Here is a 16,985-nt window from a genome sequence, read left to right on the forward strand (position 1 = left end):
TGGAGACGGCAATGCTGGCGGTATGGGTCGATCAACTGCTGGGGTTTGCCTCTGGGGCACTCTCGGCAATCAGGCGGCAGGAGCACTACCCGGATTTCATGACCTGGGTGCGTGCCGAAGGCGCTGCATCCTTTAACGATAACCTAGCCACCGCGCAGGCGCTGGCGCCCATTTTATGGTCGCAGACACCGCTGGAGCGGCTGAACTTCGCCAGTGAACCGCTGGCCACGCCTGGCCGCAACGAGCCCTGCTGGTGCGATTCGGGCCGCAAGTACAAGCAGTGCTGCGACCGCGTCAACTTCCCCACCGAGATTCCCGAGCAGATGATGTGGATGCTCTCGCTGCGCGAGTGGAAAGGCGCCACTCTCAAGGCTGCCCTGGAGAGCCAGCAGGCACCGCCCCAGGCGCTGCTGGAAGCCGGGCTGATCGCGGCAGAAAGTGGCCAGACCGGCCGCGCCATGCAGATACTGGAGTCGTTGTTCGATGGCAGCGACTGGTCGCGGCTGCCTGAGCAGGCCGAACCCGCCTTCGAAATTTTGCTCGATATCTACCAGGAGCGTGGGTTCACCCGTAAACGCGCCGACCTGCTGGACGAGGTGATGGAGCGAGGGCCGCTGTTCTTGCGCGGCGTGGCCCTCGAGCGGCTGTGCCTGATGCACCTGGATAACGACGATCTCGACAGCGCTCGCGGGGCTTTTGTTAAAGCCCAGCAGGCGCTGCCCGACTCGCCGACGCTGGCCTATATCGAAGCCATGCTGCTGCTCCACGAAGGCCATGAGCAGGAAGCCAAGGAACGAGCCGATTTCTGGTATCGTCGCCTGGCACGCCAGGGCGGGCTGGATGACGAGCAGCTCGATTTTCTCGCCGCCCTGGCCGATAACCCTGGGGCCACCCTGGCCGACCAGCTATTGAGCGCCGAAGAGGACATGGCCACGCCGCTGGTGGCCCTGCAGGCGCTGCTGGCTGCGCTGCCCACCGCGCCGCTGTTGACCCTTACCCGTGACGATGAGCGGGGCCGCTTGCTGTATACCACCACCGCCCGTGAAGAGACGCTGTTTGCCGCCTGGCACGAGCAGTTCCAGGTGCTGGTGGACGAAGAGGTGGCGCTGGGTTTTCGGGACGACCCCTGGGTCAACGCCATCGACTGGATGTCCGAGCTGTGTGCCCACCCCGAGTGGTTGGATGCCCCCCAGGTCGTGCAGGATTTGACGCTGGCGCTGACCAGCCGTTTCGGCAGCCTGCCGTGGATGGCGCCCAGCCTGCTGGAGCCTCTGGCGCTGCGCCTCTCGCGTTGGCTGGAGCAGGTGAGGGCCGCTGGTGAAGGCAGCCTGTGCTGGGACGATGCCGATAATGCCATGCTGCTGCGTACCGGCCTGGCGCTGGTGGTGGGCATGGAGCGGGGCGCCCGGCAGCACTCTCGGGAGCTGGCCGAAGAGCTGCTGGCCATCGACCAGGAAGATAGCCTTGGGCTGCGTGAACTGGTGCTGGACCAGTTGCTGCGCGATGACCGCAACGAGGAGGCCCTGGCGTTGACCAACGAGCCGCAAAAGGACGACGGCTCGCTGGTGCTGGGACTATTGATGGGACGCACGCTGGCGCTTTATCGCCTGGGCCACCAAGAGGCGGCCGAGGCGGCGCTGGCCGATGTTATGGCCCACAGCCGCTATGCGCTGGAATTGATCTGCGCGGAAAACCCGCGCCCCTCCATGCCCCATCCGGATGGCCAGGTCGACCCAGGCTCCCGGGCGGAAGCCTGGCAGTACCGCACCCTGATGCGTGACCAGTGGCGCACCACGCCAGGCGCACTGGCCTGGCTGGAGCGCCACCGCTAGCGGGAAGCGATATTGGGCGTGGGCACCAGCTGCTTGTCGCGGCTGATCCAGATGGCCAGCAGGATGGCGGGCAGGCCCAGCAGGGTGGCGACCACGAAGAAGGTGGCGTAGCCCTGCGCCGTGACCACCAGGCCGCCAAAGCCGCTCAGGAATTTGCCTGGCAGCGTCATCAAGGATGAGAACAGCGCATACTGGGTGGCGGTATAGGCCCGTGAGGTGAGGCTGGAAAGAAACGCAATGAACACTGCGCTGGCCAGGCCATTGGCCAGGTTGTCACCAATAATGGTGATGACCAGCATCGGCACCTGGTTACCGATCAACGCCAGCACGGCAAACAGCAGGTTGGTCAGCGTGGCGGCCGCCGCGCCGAGAATCAGCACTGGGCCAATGCCGTAGCGGGCCACCAGTAACCCTCCCAGCAAACCACCGGTAATGCTCATGGCGATGCCGAAAATGTTGGTGACGCTGGCGATGGTGCCCAGTGAGAACCCAAGGTCGATGTACAGCGGGTTGGCCATGGAGCCCATGGCTAAATCACTGATGCGAAACACGCCGATAAATACCAGAATACCGAGTGCCTTCACCCCGTAGCGGCGAAAGAAATCGGTGAATGGGCAGACAATGGCCCCAATCGCCCAGGCGGTGATGCGCCGGAATACCTTGGGTTGACCGCGGCTGGCGCGGAGGAAGGCGCGCACCCTGGGCTCATGGATCAACTGCACGCTCAGCGACGCGCGCTGGGGCTCGGGGCGAATCAATACCGTCAGCACCCCGATACCCACCAGCGCCGCCATGCTCAGGTAGGCGGCGCTCCAGGAAAAGGCCGACGCCACGTAAAGCGCGCCAGCGCCCGCTGCGATCAATCCCCCGCGATAGCCAATGATGTAGGTCGAGGCCATGGCTGCCTGAAGGTCGTCGTTGGCCGATTCGATCCGGTAGGCATCGATGGCGATGTCCTGGGTGGCCGAGCCAAACGCCACCAGCAGCGCAAAGGCTGCGACCCAACCCAGATTACCCACGGGGTCGAGCCCGGCCAGCCCCACCAGCCCTGCGGCAATCATCCCCTGTGCCAGCAGCATCCAGCCTCTACGTTGCCCGAAGGTGCGGGTCAGCAGGGGCAGGGCCAGCCGGTCGACCACCGGTGCCCAGAAGAACTTGATGGAGTAGAGCATGCCGATCCAGGCGAAGAAGCCAATGGCGGCGACTTCCACGCCATCGCTGCGTAGCCATGCCGAGAGGGTCGAAAATACCAGCAGAAAGGGCAGGCCAGCGGAGAAACCAAGAAACAGCATGGTGATGACCGGCGCCTTGAGATAGATGGCAAGTGCCGCCAGCCAGCTACGCTGGGGGGTAGGGGTGGGCATGGGGTGTTTCGCTCCAAAAGAAAACCAGGGCGCAAGGCCCGCTAAAAACCGGTCGGTGGTAAACTGGGCCCGACATCCTATCAAGCCGACAGCTTACCGGAGAGGAGTTTTCCATGTCGATTACCGCCCATCAGGTCGTCACCTTGCATTATGTCCTCAGCGACGTGCTCAGCGATGGCAGTACCCGTGTGCTGGACGACTCTCGCGCGCGCGAACAGCCCCTGGAATACCTGCATGGCCACGATAACATTCTGCCTGGCCTGGAGCGCGATCTGGAAGGGCGCTCTGCTGGCGATGAGCTGCGTGTCACCTTGACCCCGGCAGATGCTTATGGCGTTCGCAACGAAGCGCTGGTGCAAGAAGTAAGCCGAGCATCGTTTGGCAGCGCGGAGCTTGCACCGGGCAGCCGTTTTCAAACCGAAGGCGAGGCCGGTCCGCAGATTGTCACCGTGCTGAGCATCGAAGGCGATACCGTCACGGTGGATACCAATCACCCGCTGGCCGGGCACACACTGCGTTACCACGTGACGCTGCTGGACGTGCGCGAGGCGACCCGCGCCGAATTGGCCAAAGGCCATCCGCTGCCGCCGGGTACCGAGCACAGCAAAGTCGAAGACCGCAAAGTGCTGTGACTGCTCCCCGCCCTGACGGGCGAGGCTTCCCACGTCTTAGGCCGCTGCCGGTGCGTGACCGGGCTTACACAGGCCTCGATGGGCAGAGACCGACAGTCCTTCGGCCTTTAACGTTAAAATGCCTTGCTGGCGAATGTTGATCGCGGCGTTTATGTCGCGGTCGATGCCTTGCGTGCCGCAGCCGGGGCAATCCCAAGTGCGAACCGTTAGCGGCATTTGTTCGACCTTGTGGCCGCAGCCTGCACAGGTTTTGGTGCTGGCAAACCACTGGTCGATTTTGACCAGATGCTTGCCTTGCTGCTTGGCTTTGTAGTCCAGTTTTTGGATCAGGCTGTGCCAACTGGCATCGGCAATATGTTTTGCCAGCTTGCGGTTTTTCAGCAGGTTTTTGACGTTCAAGGTCTCGACCACCACCGCTTGGTTATCGTCAATGAATTGTCGAGACAGTTTATGCTGGAAGTCAGCACGGGCATTGGCCAGGCGCTCGTGCGCCTTGGCAAGGGTTAGCCGTGCTTTCGCACGGCGCTTGCTGCCCTTCTGGCAGCGGGAAAGCGCTTTTTGTTTGCGCCGCAAATTAGCACGCGCCCGCTTCAAGAAACGAGGATTGGCCACTTTGCGGCCAGTCGAGTCGATAGCCAAATGCGTCAAGCCCATATCGACCCCCAGCACGGTGTCGACGGTTTGCAGCGGTGCGGGCGCCTCTACACCATCATCCACCAGCAGCGCGGCAAAATACTTGCCCGTGGTGGTGCGGGTTAAGGTGATGCTTTTCAGCGTGCCCGTTATGTCACGGTGAAGTCGGGCTTTAATCGGCGTGAGCTTCGGTATTTTGATCCAGCTCTCACCGACCTTGATGCCGGTACAGTGATAGCTCGATTGCTTACCGTGCTTGCGCTTGAATTTGGGGTAGCGGGCTTTTAACTGGGGGTTAAAGAAGTTCTGGAAGGCGCGATCCAAGTTAATGCACGCCTGCTGCAACGCAATTGAATCGTAGTCTTTCAGCCAGTGGTACTTGCGGGATTTTTTCGCTACCGCCAGTAGCGGCTTGAGGTCTTTCTTAGCCCGGAGCTTGGTGCCATGCCGCTTGTACTGCGTACTGATGATGTGCAGTGCCTTGTTGTACGCAAACCGCACCGCGCCGAACTGCTGATTTAAGAAATCAGCCTGTTCAGGGGTCGGGTAGATACGGACTTTAGTGGCTTTCAGCATGGCATTGCGGCTTATCAAGCTGTATATATATCCATATTAGCCGGTGAGGGGCGAAAATCAACCCCCAGCAGCGCTAGCGCGCTGCCCGCTTGTATCCCCGCCCGACTGGGCGAGGGTTTACGCGGGGTTTTGCTAAAACTGACGTACATCAAGTTCGCGACGCCCCATAGTGCGGTGGTTTTCAAAGGTTGACCCAGGTCAGTTTTCCCCTTCTCAAAACAGCTACGATGGCCTCATACATCACGGCGGGAGGGGAACATCATGTACTGGGACGATGCAGTCATTTTCGGCTTGGTAACTGTCGCATTGGTGATCGCGTTTATGGTGGGCTGGGTCGGCTTCGTGGTGCGTGATCATCTACGCAAGGATGAACGCAAGAAGCCTTGATCCAGCAGGCTGTAGCAGTCGTCAGGGGAGGGGGTTTACATGCAAGTGTAAACTTCCTTTTGCCGGCCCACTGGGCCGGCTTTTTTATGCCTGTGGTAAATCAGTTGACAGCCGTTGAAGTGTTTTGGCCTGATGCTCTGGTAAAGTGTGACCACTTGAACGCCTACCCTGACCAGGAACCGAACGGCCATGAACGCTGTGCTGCCACGTACTGCTGTAACGCCCCGCACTTCTTTGAAACCTCTCTGCAACATGGTGCTGGGGCTGCTCCTTGCGCTATGTCTCCCGACCTTGGCCCAGGCGCAGGCGTTGAATCTGGTCAATGGGGAGACCACCGAGAACAATCGCCATCAGTGATCTGCGTGAGCAGCCCAATACGACCTTTACCGTTTACGACCCTTATCAGGGGCGCGACGTGGAAATGCAGGGAATTCCGTTTCGTGAGTTTCTGGTGGAACACTTCGGGTCGGTACCCCCGCAACTGCACTTCACTGCCTGGGATGATTACGAAGTGACCCTGGGGGGCTGGGATAACCCGGTCTGGTATCTGGTCACCGTCGAAGATGGTGAGCCGCTGACGCTGCGCTCGCGGGGCCCGGTGCGTCTGGTGGAGCGTGAATACTCTGGCCGTGATACCGAAAACCTGCGTGAATTCAACGACTGGATCTGGATGATTCGCAGCATCGAGGCGCAGTGGTGAGTGCAGCGCCACCAGGAGAGCCAAAGCGTCGCCCCCGCTACATGACGTGGCTCTCCTTGAGCTTGATGAGTTTCATGGGCCTGATGGTATTGATCGTCTATGAGTCTCGTTGGGTCTACCCGGAAATCCAGGCCTACTTCAGCCAGACCGGCAGCCTGACCGGGCAGCAGCTGGCGACTCGGGCGAGAGGCTACGTGCAGAGCGCCCAAGAGTCGCTGCTGGTGGCGACGTCGCCACTGGACATCAGCGAGGCCAACCATGCGCTGGATCTTGCCTATGGGCTTTTCGATGTCAGTGTATACCGTCAGAACTACTCCTGTACCCTGCCCAGCTTGGCACTGGTCGACGAGATGACCGAACGCCTGGAACAACAGCAGATCGAACCCATCGACGCGGTCCACGCGCTATTCATCGCCGTGGACTGCCTGACGCGTATCGAAATGCACCAGTTGGATCGGCGCGGTATGGCGATCAATGATTTTTCCGAAAGCACCCGACGCCACAACCAGGTGTTGACCTACTCCAGTCTGCTGATCTTCGTGCTGGGTCTAGGGTTTTGGGCGATGCATGAGCGGCAGCTGCGTCAGACGGAAAACGCCACTGCTGAGAAACTGGACTGGATGGCCCGCGCCATGCGCGACCCGCTCACGGGGATCGGGAATCGCAGTGCACTGCATCAGGACGTGGTGAGTCGCGAGGGTGAGTCGTTGGGACTGATCTTGATCGACATCGATTTTTTCAAGCAGTACAACGATGCGCTGGGGCATCCTCAGGGCGACCGACTGCTGCGCCAACTGGCAAGCATGATCGAGCAGGCGCTGGGGCCGACGGCCCAGCTTTATCGATTGGGAGGCGATGAGTTTGCGGCGTTGCTACCGTGCCCTTCCAATAGCGTACTGGCACAGCAGTGCGAAGCGCTTCAGGCGGCGCTCGATGCGGCCGAGTACCCGCATCCCGCTCACCCGGATAAAAAACGCGTGACGCTCAGCGTAGGCGCCACGCGCTTTGCCTCGACGGCAACAGCATTCACGGGTGCCTACGAGGCGGCGGATAAAGCCTTGTACCAGGTCAAGACAGCAGGGCGGGATGGCTGGCAGATCACTGTAAGTGCATGACATCCCCATAAGGGGGGGGCAGGCGGCCCAGCATGTCGTTACGCGCGGCTAGCGGTATGCCTTTGTCCACCATATGGCATCGTTCAGATACTCCACTACCCGATTGAAGTGGGCATCGGTGATGCCCATGGTCTGGTGAGCACGGTCCATGGGCGGTCCATCGTACTGGCAAGGGTCATCGGCGATACGATACAGCAGGTTTTCCACGACGTTTTCCAGGCTGGCCTGCCCGCCGACGCGTTCGTATAACGTGGTAGATGGCTGCTGATGGGCGCAACCAGTGAGCAGGAGACCTGACAGGGCTCCAATGATCAACGTATTGCGGATGGCCAAGTGGCCAGGCAAAAGTGCGGGTTCTCGCAAATTGACGCAATGCAGGCATGGGATGTGCCTAAGCAGGGTCAGGGAAATGGCCTTATGATCTATTTATTATGTTGAAAAGTCATGTTTTTGCTCTAACGATAAAACCCTGAGAGGTAAAAAAGAGTAAACAATAGGGAAGTCATTGAAGGCGTCTGGTGTCGGTCACAGAGCTTGGCTAGAGTGATTTACGAAACGGTGTTCGTTAATTTGCTCAATCACCTTGATCAGGAGGATCACCATGCCCCATGAAACTGAAGAGGTATTGCAAAAGCGCCGCTCGCGCCGCCAGGTGCTGGCCAGCCTTGGGCTGGGTGCCGCAGCGCTCTACGTTGCTCCCACGTTCCTGTCGATGGGGCAGGCAGAAGCGCGCGTCCGTCGCTCACGGCACAGCCGTTCGCGGCCCAGCTACTCACGCCCCAGCTACTCACGCCCTCGGCACAAGCATCATGCCCGTCGTGATGAGCGATACTACCGCCCTCATGATCGCCGCCGGGCTGGCTATTCACGCCCGCATCGATCCCGCTGGGAGCGTGATGGCGTCATCGAAATCCGCCTTAGTCGCGTGCTGCCCAGGTGGTAACCGATCATGGTCATCCCTAATGAGCACGACTACCATCTGACCAGTATTGGCCCATGCCTGCGCCTGGTAGAGGCGGAGGATCTCTTGCCTGTGTTGCAGAAGGCCATGCCAGGCTGGCCCATCGAACGCTGCTCGGCGTTGCCGGAAGCCCCCGAAATCTGCGTTTGGCAGCACCCCGACGGCTACTGGCAGGAAGCGCCCGCGCTGCCCCAGGGGGCCTTGTTGGACACCGATGTTGGCACTGCCTGTAGCGTCGTCGCCGATTTGGCCGGGGCGTTCCTGCATCGCCACCCTGAGCTGGTGGGCTTGCACTGTGGCTCGGTGGAGCTCAACGGGCAGCTGGTGATTTTTCCCGATGCCCACCGGGCTGGAAAAAGCACCCTGACCTCGGCATTTGCTGCCGCAGGCTGCCGTGTGTTCGGGGATGATGTGCTGGCGCTCAATCCTGAAGGTGAAGGCATCGCGCTTGGCGTGGCGCCGCGTTTGCGGTTACCGGTCCCGGAGGCCTTGTCGGTAGATTTTCAGCACTTCGTGGCCTGCCATCTTGGTCCTTTCGACGACCGTTACGGTTATCTGAACTTGTCGAGTTCCCAACTGGCAGCCCATGGCGACCGCTCCCCGCTGGGGGCCGTGCTGCTCATCGACCGAGACCCCACGTTGACGGCCCCCCAACTGACACGCCTGAAGCCCGGCGATGGCCTATGGCAGTTGTTGCAACAGAACTTTGCCGAGCACGAGTCGGATCAGGCGCTGATGGAGCGCTTCCTGCCGCTACTGCAGCAGTTGCCGTGCTTTCTGCTGCGTTACGCGGATGCTTATGAGGCTGCCCTGTGGTTGGCACAGCGCTGGGAGGGTCGGCCTTTCTCGGCGGATCGCCAACAGAGCCAAGCGGTAGTGCGTGATGAACGCGGGACGGTGCCGTCACTGCCCTTGGACGACGCCCGCTACTGGCACACCAGCCCGGCGGCCTTCGAGTGGTCGCTGGGCGATGAGCTGTTCGTGATTGGCCAGAACGGGGGTGATATTCATCGAATGAACGCGACCAGCCGCGCAGTATGGGCTCTATTGCAGCATGAGCCGATGAACCTGCAGGAATTGAGTGAGACGCTCGTGGCGTTCTTCGAAGGGGCGTCGCTGCCGCAGGTAACGCGTGACGTGGCACAGTTGCTGGCCAATCTGGCCAAGGCGGGCTTGCTGCACAGTGTTGAAGCAGAGGTTGACAGGGTGACTGAGTGACCGGCTAACGCCAATGGTCGCGCCAGGCCTTCAATACCCGCTCGGGGTACCAGGTTTGCCCGAGGCTGCCGTTGTAGCGAGCCAGAGCGCGGGTGAAGTCACCCCGCTCGACGGCAAGATAGTGGGCCAGAATGGTGCTGCCGTAGCGCAGATTGCGGTTGGGGTCGGTCAGGTCGTCCATGGGCAGGCCCAGCTCGGCGACCCAGAAGGGCATGATCTGGCCCCTACTGCGAGCCCCATCATCAGGGCTCGCGTCAGGCCGTCCACCATGAAGGGCCGATCAGCCCTGTGCCAGGCCCGCTTTTTCACGCAGGAATTCGACGATCGTGTCGGCGGGCACCATGGTGGCGTCGCTGTCGCGGCGGCCCTTGTACTCCAGCTCGCCGTTGTCCAGGCCACGGTCGCCGATCACCAGGCGGTGCGGCACGCCCATCAGTTCCAGGTCGGCGAACTTGACGCCGGGACGAGTGTCGCGGTCATCCAGCAGCACGTCCAGACCTGCCGCCGTGAGTGCCTGGTAGAGGCGCTCAGACTCTTCACGCACCCGCTGAGACTTGTGGGCATTCATGGGCACCAGTGCCACCTGGAAAGGCGCGATGGCGTTGGGCCAGATGATGCCTGCATCGTCGTGGTTCTGCTCGATGGCAGCAGCAACCACACGGGTCACGCCAATGCCGTAGCAGCCCATGAACGGGTGGCTGGTCTTGCCGCTGTCGCCCAGTACGCTGGCATTCATGGCCTGGGAGTACTTCTGGCCCAGCTGGAACACATGGCCCACTTCGATCCCGCGTTTGATCAGCAGGGTGCCCTGACCATCCGGCGAGGGGTCGCCCTCTACCACGCTGCGCAGGTCGGCGACCTGGGGCAGGGGGGCGTCGCGCTCCCAGTTGATACCGAAGTAGTGCTTGCCATCGACGTTGGCGCCCGCGCCGAAGTCGCTCATCAGCGCCACGCTGCGGTCGATGATGATCGGCATGTCAAGGCCCACGGGGCCCAGGGAGCCCGGGCCGGCTCCTACTGCTGCACGAATCTCTTCTTCGCTGGCCATGGTCAGGGGTGCCTTGACCTGCGGCAGGTTCTCCGCCTTGACCTCGTTCAGCGCGTGATCGCCACGCACCAGCAGAGCAATCAGGCCACCTTCTGCGGCGTGGACCATCAGCGTCTTGAGGGTCTTTTCGATAGGCAGGTTGAACTGTTCGACCAGGGCGGCAATGGTCTTGGCATCGGGGGTGTCGACCAGACGCATCTCTTCGCTGGGCGCGCTGCGCTCTACCTGGCTGCCCAACGGGGCAGGCAAAGCTTCGGCTTTTTCGATGTTGGCGGCGTAGTCGGAAGCGTTGGAGAAGACGATATCGTCTTCGCCGGAGTCGGCCAGCACATGGAACTCATGAGAGCCGGTGCCACCGATGGAGCCGTTATCGGCAATCACCGGGCGGAAGTCGAGCCCCAGGCGCGTGAAGATACGCGTGTAGGCATCGTACATGGCCTGATAGGTCTCTTTCATCGACGCTTCATCGAGATGGAAAGAGTAGGCATCCTTCATGATGAACTCACGCGAGCGCATGACGCCGAAACGGGGGCGAATTTCATCGCGGAACTTGGTCTGAATCTGGTAGAAGTTCACCGGCAGCTGCTTGTAGCTGGAAATTTCCCGGCGCACCAGGTCCGTGATGACCTCTTCATGGGTGGGGCCCACGCAGTAGTCGCGGTCGTGGCGGTCCGTCAGGCGCAGCAGCTCGGGGCCGTACTGCTCCCAGCGGCCCGACTCCTGCCACAGGTCGGCGGGCTGTACGGCGGGCATCAGTACTTCCTGGGCCCCGGCGCGGTTCATCTCTTCACGCACGATGGCTTCGACCTTGCGCAGCGTGCGCAGGCCCAGCGGCAGCCAGGTATACAGGCCCGAGGTCAGACGGCGAATCATACCGGCGCGCAGCATTAACTGGTGGCTGATGACTTCAGCGTCGGCCGGGGTTTCTTTCAAGGTGGCGATCAATAGTTGGCTGGCGCGCATGGGCGTGAGCATTCCTTGGGTTGTCGATGGTGCTGAGTATGAGAAGCGCGTTGCGCTTAATCCAGCGTTGAAAGCGGCATTGTACGGCCAAGCGGGGAAGGCGGCAAAATCTTGTGTAGACGTCAGGGCGTGTGCTTAGCACGAAATATGCTAAACTCGACCCGTTTTGTAACGCGATAGCCTGCGCCTATAACAAGCGTGTCACTTCATACGATGGCTATCGTTACATTGAAAATTCCGAGGGAACCTCCATGCAGCAAGCAGTGCGCCGTTGGTTGACGGGGGCGGTCGTTGGTGTCTCCATTGTGGCATTGAGCGGGTGCGGTACGCTTTTCTATCCGGAACGCAAAGGCCAGCTGAGCGGTGATGTCGACCCCGTGGTCGCCATTGCCAATAGCGTTGGCCTGCTGTTCTTCATCGTGCCGGGCGTGATCGCCTACGCCGTGGACTTCTCCAACGGCACTATCTACCTGCCCAGCGAGAACAGTGCGTCCGTGGATATTCATCATCTCGACGATGCCATGGACGTGGCCTCGCTGGAGAAGTTGCTGTCCGACAAGGCCGGTCAGCCGGTAACGCTGGAGAACGAGCTGCTGGTCATCGAAGAGATGAGCAGTCTGGATGAAGCGCTGGCCATGGTGCGCATGTCCGGCGTGCTCGATGAAGAGCGCCTGGCCAACATGGAACCAGCGGTGATGTAACCACCGTACACCGCTGGCCGATAGACGCCCTGCCATCCACGATGGCGGGGCGTTTTTTTAGCGATCCTTCTGGTGCGCGCGGGCGCTGAATGTGCTGATCTTGAGTACCACAAGCCCCGCCACCAGGCCCCAGAAAGCCCCGCCCAGTCCCAGTAGCGTCACGCCGGAACCGGTGAGCAGGAAGGTCACGATGGCGGCATCGCGCTGTTCGCTCTTCTCGAAAGCGCCCGCGAGGCCCGTGCCCAGCGTGCTCAGCAGGGCAATGCCCACCAGTGCCATCACCAGAACGCTAGGCAAGGCGCTGAACACCCCGGTCACGGTGGCTCCGAAGATGCCCATGGCGATATAGAAGACCCCGGCAGCCACCCCGGCGGTGTAGCGCCGCCTGGGGTTGGGATGGGCGTCTGGGCCCAGGCATACCGCCGCACTGATGGCCGCCATGTTGAGCGCGTAGCCGCCAAACGGCGCCAGCAGCAGGGTGGCGCCACCGGTCCAGGTGATCAGCGGTGAGCTGTTGGGGCGATAGCCTGCCGCCCGCAAGACGGCGACGGCGGGCAGGTTCTGGGTCGCCATGGTGATGACGAACAGCGGAATGCCGATGCTGATCAGCGTCATCGGGTTGAATACCGGGGCGGTAAAGACCGGCAGCGTAGGCGCCAGCGGGATCGGCTGGGTCGAGATCTGGCCTTGCCACAGGGCCAGCCCCACGCCCACCAGCAGGACTCCCGGCACCGCCAGTGAGGGCCAGCAACGCCGCCCCGCGACCCAGGCAGCCAGCATGGCCAGCGGCAGCAGCCACTGGCTTTCCATGACGTTGAACAGCTCCAGCCCGAAACGCAGCAGAATGCCCGCCAGCAGGGCCGAGGCGATGGCGCCGGGAATATGGCGCATCAAACGCTCGAACAGCCCGGTGACACCGCACAGCGTGATCAACAGCGCCGAAAACAGAAACGCGCCGATGGCCTCTTCGATAGGAATTCCCGGCAGGCTGGTGGCCAGAAAGGCGGCTCCCGGCGTCGACCAGGCGGTCAGCAGCGGCATGCGGTAACGCAGCGAAAGCCCCAGCGAGGTGATGCCCATGCCGATGCCCAGCGCCCATAGCCAGGAGCTGATCTGGGCCGTGGAGGCGCCCGCAGCGGCGGCCGCCTGGAAAATGATCGCGGCGGAGCTGGTATAGCCGATGATGACGGCGACGAAACCGGCAATCAGCGTAGACAGGCTCATGTCCCGCCATAGATGAGGCGAGGCAGATGATGAAGAGGGCAGCGTCGTTGGCGTGTCCATGGGTGGCTCCCACGTGGTTATGTTGAGTGTGCGCTATAGCGCACGGATGGCCACGCTAACATTGTGCGTTATGACGCACAACCATTTTCTGGCATGATAGCCATTCGACCAGCCCCGCTATCTGAACCCGACCGTCAGGAGAGTCGCATGGCTTTAACGCCGCATACCATTGCCGAGCATATTTCAGGAACGGTGAAACAGCTGCGCAAGGAGCGGGGCTGGAGCCTCGATCGTGCGGCCAGTGAAACCGGTGTCAGCAAGGCGATGCTGGGACAGATCGAGCGTGGGGAGTCGAGCCCCACGGTGGCCACCTTATGGAAGATCGCCAGCGGCTTTCGGGTGTCGTTTTCTACCCTGTTCGACAGTGACAAGCCCGCGCTGGGCGAGCTGCATCGGGATGGGTGGGAGTCGGTGTGGGGGGATGACAGCGCGGGCATGCAGGCGCGCCTGCTGTTCCCCTACGACCCCCTGCTGGGGTTCGAGATGTTTCTGATCGAGCTGGCCCCGGGGGCCATGAGTGAGTCCACGGCCCATGCCAGCGGCGTGGTGGAGCACATCGTGGTGGTGGAAGGCGAGATGGAGCTGCGCATCGACGAGCGCTGGCAAACCCTGGGTGTTGGCGAGGGGCTGCGCTTTTTCGCGGACCGGCCCCACGCCATGCGCAACAACGGTACGTCGCGGTTACGCTTTCACGATGTGATTCACTACCTGCCGGGGGCGGCCTCCGGGGCCTGAGCGCGCAGCCAATTCAGCTCTTCGGCCCAGATCTCGGGCTCGATGGTTTCGAGAATCATGGGAATACCATCGATGCGCGCATCCTGCATGATCGTGGTGAAGGCCGCCAGGCCAATGTTGCCTTGCCCCAGGCTGTGGTGCCGATCCACACGGCTGGCGAAGTCGCTTTTGGCATCGTTGAGGTGCATGCCGCGCAGATACTCGAACCCCACCACGCTGCCCAGTTCGTCCAGCGTGGCGCGGGTCGCCTCGGCGCTGCGCAGGTCGTAGCCTGCGGCAAAGGCGTGGCAGGTGTCGATGCAAACGCCGACCCGGCGCTTGTCGTCCACCTGCTCGATGATGCTGGCCAGATGTTCGAAGCGCCAGCCCAGGTTGGTGCCCTGGCCTGCGGTGTTTTCGATGACCGCGGTCACGCCCTGAGTGGCATCCAGAGCCAGGTTGATGGATTCGGCAATGCGCGACAGGCAGTCGGCTTCGCTGATCTTGTTCAAATGGCTGCCGGGGTGGAAGTTCAACAGCGTCAGGCCCAACTGCTCGCAGCGCTGCATCTCATCGATGAAGGCGGCCCGCGACTTGTCGAGGCCTGCTGCCTCAGGGTGCCCCAGGTTGATCAGGTAGCTGTCGTGGGGCAGGATCTGCTCTGGCGCGAAGCCATGGACGCGGCACGCCTGCTTGAAGGCTGCGATGGCCTCGTCAGTGAGCGGTTTGCCCTGCCACTGACGCTGGTTTTTGGTAAACAGGGCAAACGCCGTTGCTCCGATCTCCACCGCGCGCTGCACGGCCTGATCAGCGCCACCGGCCGCGCTGACATGGGCACCAAGATACTTCATTGTCATCCTTCTTTTCGGTTGTCGAGATAGCGCTGGAAAGCGGCTGGTTCGTCGGTAATGGCACTGTTGATGCCCCAGGCCCAGCGGCTTTGAAACGCACTGGGATCGTTGGCGGTATAACACAGGACCTGATAGCCATCCCGGCGCATGGCAGCGGCCTGGGTGCGCTTCAGCCGGGGCCAGTGGGGGTGAATGCTGAACGCCTGGATGGCGGCACATTGGGCGCGCCACTGCTTGGGCAAACTGCCGTAAAGCGCGCCCAGGGCGAGAGCTTCTCGGGGCGCATGCCGACGGCTGTGGGCCAGTGCGGCCCCGTCAAAAGAGGAGACGATGCAGCGCTCGGCAGGTAGCGCTGCCAGCAGCATGGGCAGCACCGCATCGACCAGGGCAATGGGGTCGCGCCCCTTGTTGACCTTGATTTCCAGATTGACGCCCATTTCCAGCTCATTCAGCAGCGCCAGCATGGCCTCCAGGTTGGCCATGCGTTCCCCCGCAAAGCGGTCGCCGAACCAGCTGCCCACATCCAGCGCCTGGGCCTGGCGCCAGGTCATGCTGGCCAGCTCGCCGCGCCCGTCCGAACAGCGGCTTACATCGCTGTCGTGCCAGATCACGGGCATGCCGTCCCCCAGCAGTTGAACATCCAGCTCAACCCAACGAGCCCCCGCCTGATGAGCGGCGCGCACGGCGGTGAGGGTGTTTTCGGGGGCGGCCGCAGAGTAGCCGCGGTGGGCAATCAGGGTGGGTACTTCAATGGCAGGATGGGTCATGGACGATCCGTCTTGTGGTGACCAGGCGTGTTATAAAATGGCCCTTAGTCTAGCATGTACCCGTGACAGGCGTGTGTCGGCCAGAGGGTTGGACGACTTGATTTCAGCGCCCCGACGCGGTTGGATAGCGGGCCCGTGCCGTCCCCGTCATGTGTTTTCGGTCAGCGGTATTCAACGCGATCATTCACGGCAAACGATAATTCATAACAAGCGATACCCCATCGCCAATCACAGGAGTTTTTTGATGTCCAAGCGTATTCAATTTTCCACTACCGGTGGCTCCGACGTACTCGAGTGGGCCGAGGTCGAGCCTGTCGCACCGGCTGCCGGTGAAGTCCGTATCGCCAACAAGGCCGTTGGCCTGAACTTCATCGATATCTATTTTCGCACGGGCTTGTACCCGGCCCCCAGCATGCCTTCTGGCCTGGGCACCGAGGGCGCAGGCATCGTCGATGCGGTGGGCGAGGGCGTCACGCATCTCAAGGTAGGTGACCGCGTGGCGTATGCCCAGGGCCCGCTGGGTGCCTACGCCGAGTTGCACACGCTGCCCGCGGCCAAGGTGGTCAAACTGCCGGATTTCATCGACTTCGAAACGGCGGCGGCCAGTATGCTGAAGGGCTTGACGGTGCAGTACCTGCTGCGTCAAACCCAGCCGCTCAAGGGCGGCGAGACCATTCTGTTCCACGCGGCGGCCGGGGGCGTGGGCTCGATTGCCTGCCAGTGGGCCAAGGCGCTGGGCGTGAAGCTGATCGGCACCGTCAGCTCTCAGGAGAAGGCTGACCTGGCCATGGCCAATGGCGCCTGGGCCACCATCAACTACACCGAAGAGAACGTCGTCGAGCGGGTGCGCGAGCTGACCAACGGTGAAATGTGTGATGTGGTGTACGACTCCGTGGGCAAGGACACCTGGGAGATGTCGCTGGATTGTCTCAAGCCGCGCTCGCTGATGGTCAGCTTTGGTAACGCGTCCGGCCCGGTGGACGGCGTTAATATCGGTATCCTGAATCAAAAGGGATCGCTGTTCGTCACGCGGCCCAGCCTGAACGGCTATGCGGATACCCGCGAGCGGCTGGAAATGATGTGCGAAGAGTTCTTCGCCATGATCGAAAGCGGCAAGATTCGCATCGATGTCGCCAACCGCTACCCCTTGCAGGAAGCAGGCAAGGCCCAGGATGCGCTGCAGAGCCGCAAGACGACCGGCTCGACCATTCTGCTGCCCTGAGTCGCTCGCCTGAGCCG

The 16,985-nt window shown here is 61.7% G+C and carries 17 protein-coding genes and 1 pseudogene; 10 read left to right on the forward strand and 8 right to left on the reverse strand.

Annotated features, from left to right (window positions below):
• Window positions 1-11 precede the first annotated feature (11 nt).
• On the forward strand, window positions 12-1,832 hold the full coding sequence (locus KVY02_RS07400; RefSeq protein ID WP_218314877.1) for an SEC-C metal-binding domain-containing protein: 1,821 nt from the start codon (window positions 12-14) through the stop codon (window positions 1,830-1,832).
• On the opposite strand, the gene KVY02_RS07405 is transcribed toward KVY02_RS07400, so the two are convergent.
• Window positions 1,829-3,196: an AmpG family muropeptide MFS transporter gene (locus KVY02_RS07405; protein WP_144982559.1), complete on the reverse strand. Its 1,368-nt coding sequence runs from the start codon at window positions 3,194-3,196 to the stop codon at window positions 1,829-1,831. The two genes, KVY02_RS07400 and KVY02_RS07405, sit on opposite strands and share 4 nt — an antisense overlap.
• Before the next feature lie 113 nt (window positions 3,197-3,309).
• Here KVY02_RS07405 and KVY02_RS07410 point away from each other — a divergent pair, with 113 nt between their 5' ends.
• The gene (locus tag KVY02_RS07410; protein WP_081137208.1) at window positions 3,310-3,828 is read left to right on the forward strand and encodes an FKBP-type peptidyl-prolyl cis-trans isomerase; all 519 of its coding nucleotides are present in this window, start codon (window positions 3,310-3,312) and stop codon (window positions 3,826-3,828) included.
• A 36-nt stretch (window positions 3,829-3,864) separates the two neighbouring features.
• Here KVY02_RS07410 and KVY02_RS07415 read toward each other — a convergent pair whose 3' ends face one another.
• Window positions 3,865-5,037, reverse strand: a complete 1,173-nt coding sequence (locus KVY02_RS07415) for an RNA-guided endonuclease InsQ/TnpB family protein (protein ID WP_016913648.1) — start codon at window positions 5,035-5,037, stop codon at window positions 3,865-3,867.
• Between the two features lie 261 nt (window positions 5,038-5,298).
• Between KVY02_RS07415 and ccoM the strand changes: the two genes are divergently transcribed.
• The 3 genes from ccoM to KVY02_RS07425 all read left to right on the forward strand — a co-directional run bounded on the left by ccoM (window position 5,299) and on the right by KVY02_RS07425 (window position 7,239).
• Window positions 5,299-5,424: a cytochrome c oxidase subunit CcoM gene (gene ccoM, locus KVY02_RS18300; RefSeq protein ID WP_016913649.1), complete on the forward strand. Its 126-nt coding sequence runs from the start codon at window positions 5,299-5,301 to the stop codon at window positions 5,422-5,424.
• 322 nt (window positions 5,425-5,746) lie between these two features.
• Window positions 5,747-6,124: a hypothetical protein gene (locus tag KVY02_RS07420; RefSeq protein ID WP_237718580.1), complete on the forward strand. Its 378-nt coding sequence runs from the start codon at window positions 5,747-5,749 to the stop codon at window positions 6,122-6,124.
• 41 nt (window positions 6,125-6,165) lie between these two features.
• Entirely contained in the window at window positions 6,166-7,239 is a 1,074-nt protein-coding gene (locus tag KVY02_RS07425; RefSeq protein ID WP_218315062.1) for a GGDEF domain-containing protein, read from the forward strand.
• A gap of 48 nt (window positions 7,240-7,287) precedes the next feature.
• Here the strand turns inward: KVY02_RS07425 and KVY02_RS07430 are convergent, their stop codons facing one another.
• Window positions 7,288-7,584 (reverse strand): hypothetical protein, encoded by a 297-nt coding sequence (locus tag KVY02_RS07430; protein WP_256357586.1) that lies wholly within the window; start codon window positions 7,582-7,584, stop codon window positions 7,288-7,290.
• 256 nt (window positions 7,585-7,840) lie between these two features.
• On the opposite strand from KVY02_RS07430, the gene KVY02_RS07435 reads away from it, so the two are divergent.
• Both KVY02_RS07435 and KVY02_RS07440 read left to right on the forward strand, forming a co-directional pair.
• On the forward strand, window positions 7,841-8,182 hold the full coding sequence (locus KVY02_RS07435) for a hypothetical protein (protein ID WP_218314878.1): 342 nt from the start codon (window positions 7,841-7,843) through the stop codon (window positions 8,180-8,182).
• A gap of 6 nt (window positions 8,183-8,188) precedes the next feature.
• Entirely contained in the window at window positions 8,189-9,418 is a 1,230-nt protein-coding gene (locus KVY02_RS07440) for a PqqD family protein (RefSeq protein WP_218314879.1), read from the forward strand.
• Between the two features lie 4 nt (window positions 9,419-9,422).
• Here the strand turns inward: KVY02_RS07440 and KVY02_RS07445 are convergent.
• Window positions 9,423-9,647 (reverse strand): annotated as a pseudogene (locus tag KVY02_RS07445) (lytic transglycosylase domain-containing protein); the annotation flags it as partial.
• Window positions 9,648-9,698: 51 nt separating this feature from the next.
• On the reverse strand, window positions 9,699-11,429 hold the full coding sequence (locus KVY02_RS07450; protein ID WP_218314880.1) for a proline--tRNA ligase: 1,731 nt from the start codon (window positions 11,427-11,429) through the stop codon (window positions 9,699-9,701).
• 251 nt (window positions 11,430-11,680) lie between these two features.
• Between KVY02_RS07450 and KVY02_RS07455 the strand changes: the two genes are divergently transcribed.
• On the forward strand, window positions 11,681-12,130 hold the full coding sequence (locus tag KVY02_RS07455; RefSeq protein WP_081194035.1) for a hypothetical protein: 450 nt from the start codon (window positions 11,681-11,683) through the stop codon (window positions 12,128-12,130).
• Between the two features lie 57 nt (window positions 12,131-12,187).
• On the opposite strand, the gene KVY02_RS07460 is transcribed toward KVY02_RS07455, so the two are convergent.
• A complete protein-coding gene (locus KVY02_RS07460) occupies window positions 12,188-13,414 on the reverse strand; it encodes a benzoate/H(+) symporter BenE family transporter (RefSeq protein WP_081194034.1) in 1,227 nt (408 codons plus the stop codon).
• A gap of 147 nt (window positions 13,415-13,561) precedes the next feature.
• On the opposite strand from KVY02_RS07460, the gene KVY02_RS07465 reads away from it, so the two are divergent.
• Window positions 13,562-14,149 (forward strand): helix-turn-helix domain-containing protein, encoded by a 588-nt coding sequence (locus tag KVY02_RS07465; RefSeq protein ID WP_016913660.1) that lies wholly within the window; start codon window positions 13,562-13,564, stop codon window positions 14,147-14,149.
• On the opposite strand, the gene nfo is transcribed toward KVY02_RS07465, so the two are convergent.
• Window positions 14,119-14,979 (reverse strand): deoxyribonuclease IV, encoded by an 861-nt coding sequence (gene nfo, locus KVY02_RS07470; protein WP_218314881.1) that lies wholly within the window; start codon window positions 14,977-14,979, stop codon window positions 14,119-14,121. The two genes, KVY02_RS07465 and nfo, sit on opposite strands and share 31 nt — an antisense overlap.
• A gap of 2 nt (window positions 14,980-14,981) precedes the next feature.
• Window positions 14,982-15,746, reverse strand: a complete 765-nt coding sequence (locus tag KVY02_RS07475) for a glycerophosphodiester phosphodiesterase family protein (RefSeq protein WP_218314882.1) — start codon at window positions 15,744-15,746, stop codon at window positions 14,982-14,984.
• Between the two features lie 244 nt (window positions 15,747-15,990).
• Here KVY02_RS07475 and KVY02_RS07480 point away from each other — a divergent pair, with 244 nt between their 5' ends.
• A complete protein-coding gene (locus tag KVY02_RS07480) occupies window positions 15,991-16,968 on the forward strand; it encodes an NADPH:quinone reductase (protein ID WP_081137220.1) in 978 nt (325 codons plus the stop codon).
• The last annotated feature ends 17 nt before the right edge of the window (window positions 16,969-16,985 follow it).

This window comes from Halomonas sp. 18071143, from assembly GCF_019211725.1.
GTDB lineage: Bacteria > Pseudomonadota > Gammaproteobacteria > Pseudomonadales > Halomonadaceae > Vreelandella > Vreelandella stevensii.